At 75.4% G+C, this 4,198-nt stretch carries 5 protein-coding genes, 1 pseudogene and 1 riboswitch; of the genes and pseudogenes, 2 read left to right on the top strand and 4 right to left on the bottom strand.

All coding sequences use genetic code 11. From position 1 onward, the window contains the following. The 4 genes and pseudogenes from ACFCZN_RS10405 to ACFCZN_RS10420 form a co-directional block, all read right to left on the bottom strand. Positions 1-471 (bottom strand): annotated as a pseudogene (locus ACFCZN_RS10405) (hypothetical protein); the annotation flags it as partial. 14 nt (positions 472-485) lie between these two features. Further along, positions 486-1,019 (bottom strand): flavin reductase family protein, encoded by a 534-nt coding sequence (locus tag ACFCZN_RS10410; protein ID WP_430556825.1) that lies wholly within the window; start codon positions 1,017-1,019, stop codon positions 486-488. A gap of 29 nt (positions 1,020-1,048) precedes the next feature. Then, entirely contained in the window at positions 1,049-1,651 is a 603-nt protein-coding gene (locus ACFCZN_RS10415; RefSeq protein ID WP_430556725.1) for an NADPH-dependent FMN reductase, read from the bottom strand. A 21-nt stretch (positions 1,652-1,672) separates the two neighbouring features. Beyond that, positions 1,673-1,807, bottom strand: a riboswitch (SAM riboswitch). A 140-nt stretch (positions 1,808-1,947) separates the two neighbouring features. Then, positions 1,948-2,502: a DoxX family protein gene (locus tag ACFCZN_RS10420; RefSeq protein WP_429763660.1), complete on the bottom strand. Its 555-nt coding sequence runs from the start codon at positions 2,500-2,502 to the stop codon at positions 1,948-1,950. A gap of 148 nt (positions 2,503-2,650) precedes the next feature. Here ACFCZN_RS10420 and ACFCZN_RS10425 point away from each other — a divergent pair, with 148 nt between their 5' ends. After that, positions 2,651-3,070 carry a MazG nucleotide pyrophosphohydrolase domain-containing protein gene (locus ACFCZN_RS10425; RefSeq protein ID WP_430556726.1) on the top strand — a complete coding sequence of 140 codons (420 nt, stop codon included), beginning with the start codon at positions 2,651-2,653 and terminating at the stop codon, positions 3,068-3,070. A 73-nt stretch (positions 3,071-3,143) separates the two neighbouring features. Beyond that, positions 3,144-4,198: DNA polymerase IV (locus ACFCZN_RS10430; protein ID WP_430556727.1), on the top strand; the 1,055-nt coding region annotated here is incomplete at its 3' end.

Genomic DNA, 4,198 nt, shown 5'->3' on the forward strand with positions numbered 1-4,198 from the left:
CGGGAGGGGGGGGGGAGAGGGCGTCTGAGGGGGCCGGGGGGGGGGGGGGGACCTGGTTTTGTTGTCACCTTCCCCCCTTTTTTCTTTCTTTGTTTTTTCTCTCCCCCCCTCCCCCCCCCCCGCCGCGATGTCGAGGGAGGCGAGCTGGGCCGCGACGTGGAACGGTTCCGGGTAGGTGGCCGGGACCTGGGGCACCAGGCCGATCGCGGTGGTGGTGCGGGCCACGAACGCCGCGCGCGTGACGGCGTCGAGCCGCGCGGAGCCGGGCGACCCGGCGACCGCGGGCAGCAGCGCGTCGGCGAACGTCGCGAAGGTGACGCCGGCGTTCTCGGCACGCCGCACGCCGCGGGCGAGGCGAGGTGCCCCGACGAGCTCGGCCGGCGTGAGGCCTGTCGCGGCGGCTGCCGCAGGGTGGGCGCCCGCGCCGTCGACGTCGAGCCCGACGACGAAGGGGGTGGTGAGGTCGGTCATGTGTCGCTGTCCCGTCAGATCGCGGACTCGTCGCCGAGCCGGTGGTAGGTGCGGTCGAGGTAGACCAGGGGCGAGGTCCCGTCCGACCCGGACTGCAGCGCGCGCAGCGAGACCAGGTAGCTGTCGCCGACCGGGGTGCGCTGCAGCACGCGGGCGCGCACCCAGGAGACGGCTCCGTCGATGACGGGCTCGCCCGAGGGCAGCGCCGTCCAGCCGCCCCCCGCGAAGCGGTCGATGCCGCTGGTGGCGAAGCGGGCGGAGAGGTCGTCCTGATGGTCGGCGAGGAAGCTGATCGCGAGCGTGCTGGCCGCCGAGACGGCGGGCCAGGACGACGACGTGGACGCCAGCGAGAACGCGAGCAGGGGCGGCGCGGCGGACACGGAGATCACGGACGTGGCGGTGAACCCGACGGGGCGGCCCGCGTGCTCGAGCGCGACGACGGCCACGCCGGCCGGGTGCTGGCGGAACACCGTCTTGAACTCGTCCGGGGACAGCTGGGGCTCGTCCTGCTGGGCCAGGAGCTCCTCGATCTCGGACAGGGCGGACAGGTCGGTGCGCTGGTGGGCGTGTTCCGTGGTCACAGGGCGGCTCCCGTCAGCTCGGCGGTCGAGGGGGTGGTCGAGGGGGTGGTGGTCGTGGCCGACGGGACGGGGACGCCGGCGGCCCGGCGCAACGGCGTCGCCCAGCGGGCGAACCAGGGGTCCAGCGCCTCGCCGAGCTCCGGCAGCTGGGCCTCGGTGAGGGTCAGCGTGCGGGTGGGCACGACCGCGCCCAGCTCCACGAGCACGGGTCGGAGGTGTGCCTCGCCGGCGAGGGCGTGCGCCGGGTTGCCGGACACGACGAGCGGCACGACGACGACGCCCGCCAGGCCGTCGGGCCCGTAGAGGTCGAGGAACGCCTTGAGGAGGCCCGTGTAGGAGGCCTTGTAGACGGGGGTCGCGACGACGGCGACCGTGGCGCGCGCCAGGCGCTCCTTCGCCGCGTCGGCGGCCGGGTGCGCGGCCGTGAGGATCTCGCCCGCGAACGCCGCGAGCTCGATCGTCGCCACGTCCGCGGTGCCGAGCAGCTCGGCGACGCGGCTGGCGGCGGCCTCCGCCGCGGTCACGGTGCGCGAGCCCGCGCGCGGGTTGCCGGAGACCACCACCACGGAGGGGGTGGCGGGGCGGGTGTTCTCGGTCATGGGTCGTCCCTCGCAGTCCGTCGATCACGCTTGCCGCACGGCGTCTCGACCCGCGGGGACGGGCCGGCCGGCGGCCAGGTCATCTCCCGGAGCACCCCGCCGTGACATGGGGGTTGCTGCCCAGCCAGCCGGGGCTTCGCGCTGGGGCTCGTGACCTGCGCGGAGGTATAGCAGCCGGTCGGACGAACGCCAGGGCCGTCCGGAGACTTCTCACCATCCGGACACGTGGACGCACCGGAGCCTCCGGCCGGGGGGACGGCCGGAGGCTCCGGGGTGGTGCGAGGGCGCCTGTCTCGTCAGGCCTCCAGGCGAAGGCGCGCGCCGAGCGCGACGGCCGCGACGACGGCGGCGCCCGCGACCAGGACGACGTCCTTGAGCACGTACTGGCCCAGCAGGGTCATGCCGTGCCCGAACAGCTCGTCGCCGAACAGCGCGACGGGGGACAGGATGCCGACCATCGCGACGGCGAGGACGACCAGCCCGACCCGCAGCAGGCGGCCGGAGACCAGGGTGAGCCCGATGAAGGTCTCCATGACGGCGACCAGGACGACGGCGGTCGTGGCGGGGACGAGCCCGAGCGTGAGCGTCTCGACGGTGCGGCCCGCGATCTCCTCGGCGGGGCTGGCGCCGGGGAAGAACTTCAGGACGCCGAAGCCGAGGAACACGAGCCCGAGCGCGACCCGCAGAGCCGGGACGGACCACCGGGTGAGGAACCGGGCGAGGGCGGTGACGGCGACGTCGAGCCGCAGCGCCACCTGCTCGGCCAGCGCGTTCGGGAGCCGACGGGCGGCGGGGGCGCTCGGTGCGCGGGTGCCGGCGGTCGTGCGGTGGGTCGGGGTGGAGACGGACATGGTGGTGCTCTCTTCCAGGGGGAGGTGCGACCCGGGGGTGGTCGCCCTGGGAGAGAGCGGCCCACGGGGCCGGGAATGCGTGCGCCCCCGGTTTTCGCCCGGTCCTCACCCGCTCGACGACGCGCCCGGCACCGCCTACGGTGCCGGCATGGACCACGAGCCGATGCGACGGGTCGCCGAGTTCCGTGCGGCGTTCGACCTCGAGGTCGAGACCGCCCGACCGGGTCTGGCGGAGCACCGCCGGGCGCTGCTGGCAGAGGAGTCCGGGGAGGCGGCCGAGGCGCTCGCGGACCTCGCGACGGCGCTGGCCGAGGGCGGCGACGTCGCCGCCGCGCACCGGGCCGTGGCGAAGGAGCTGGCCGACGTCCTCTACGTCACGTACGGCGCCGCCGACGCGCTGGGGATCGACCTTCCGGCGGTGTTCGTCGAGGTCCACCGCTCGAACATGAGCAAGGTGGACGCCGACGGCTGCGTGCTGCGGCGGGCGGACGGCAAGGTGCTGAAGGGGTCGGGATACAGCCCGCCGGACCTCGGCGCGCTGGTCTCCCCGCCGACGGGCCCCGCGTAGGTTTCCGCACGACGGTCCCCGCGCGGACGTCCCCGCGCGGCGCGGACCCCGCGCCGTGGCGCAGACTCGGGGCATGGGCGCGCGCCGCTTCCGCTGGGTGCTGCACATCGACCTCGACCAGTTCCTGGCCGCGGTCGAGGTGCTGCGGCGCCCGGAGCTCGCGGGCAGGCCGGTGATCGTCGGTGGGCGCGGCGACCCGACGGAGCGGGCGGTGGTCTCCACCGCGTCGTACGAGGCGCGGGCGTACGGCGTCCGGTCGGGGATGCCGCTGCGCGTGGCGGCCCGCAAGGTCCCGGACGCGGTGATCCTGCCGGTCGACCACCCGGTGTACGAGGCGGCCTCCGCGCAGGTGATGGGGGCGCTGCGCGGGCTGGGCACGGTGGTCGAGGTCCTCGGCTGGGACGAGGCGTTCCTCGGGTACGACGGCGAGGCCCCGGAGGCGTTCGCGCACGACGCGCAGCGGGCGGTGCTCGACGCGACCGACCTGCGCTGCTCGGTCGGCATCGGCGACACCAAGGTCCGCGCGAAGATCGCGACGGGGTTCGGCAAGCCGGCGGGTGTCTACCGGCTCACCGCGGAGAACTGGTTCGAGGTGATGGGGGAGCGTCCGACCTCCGACCTGTGGGGCGTGGGCCCCCGGGTGTCGAAGCGGCTCGCGGCGCACGGCATCGACACCGTCGCGCAGCTCGCCGCCGCGGACGACGCCGTCCTGGTCGGTGAGCTCGGGCCGCGGATGGGCGCCTGGTACGGGGAGCTGGGGCGCGGGGAGGGCTCCGCCGTCGTCGACGACACCCCGTGGGTGGCCCGCGGGCACAGCCGGGAGACCACCTACCAGCGCAACCTCACGACGACCGACCAGGTCACGGCGGCGTTGCGGGAGCTCGCCGCGCAGGCGCACGCGGACACCGAGGCCGAGGGCCGGGCGGTGTTCCGGGTGGGCCTGAAGGTGCGCTACGCGCCGTTCTTCACGCGGACGCTCTCGCGGAAGCTCCCGGCACCGACGCGCTCCCTCGAGGAGGTGACCGCCGCGGTGCTCGACCTCGGGGGGGGGGGGGGGGGGGGGGGGGGGGGGGGGGTGGTGTGGGGTCATGCCGCGAGGGGGGGGTGCCGAGAGGGGAAAGAAAAACA

The sequence above is a fragment of the Isoptericola sp. NPDC056134 genome, assembly GCF_042264825.1.
Taxonomy (GTDB): Bacteria; Actinomycetota; Actinomycetes; order Actinomycetales; family Cellulomonadaceae; genus Isoptericola; species Isoptericola nanjingensis.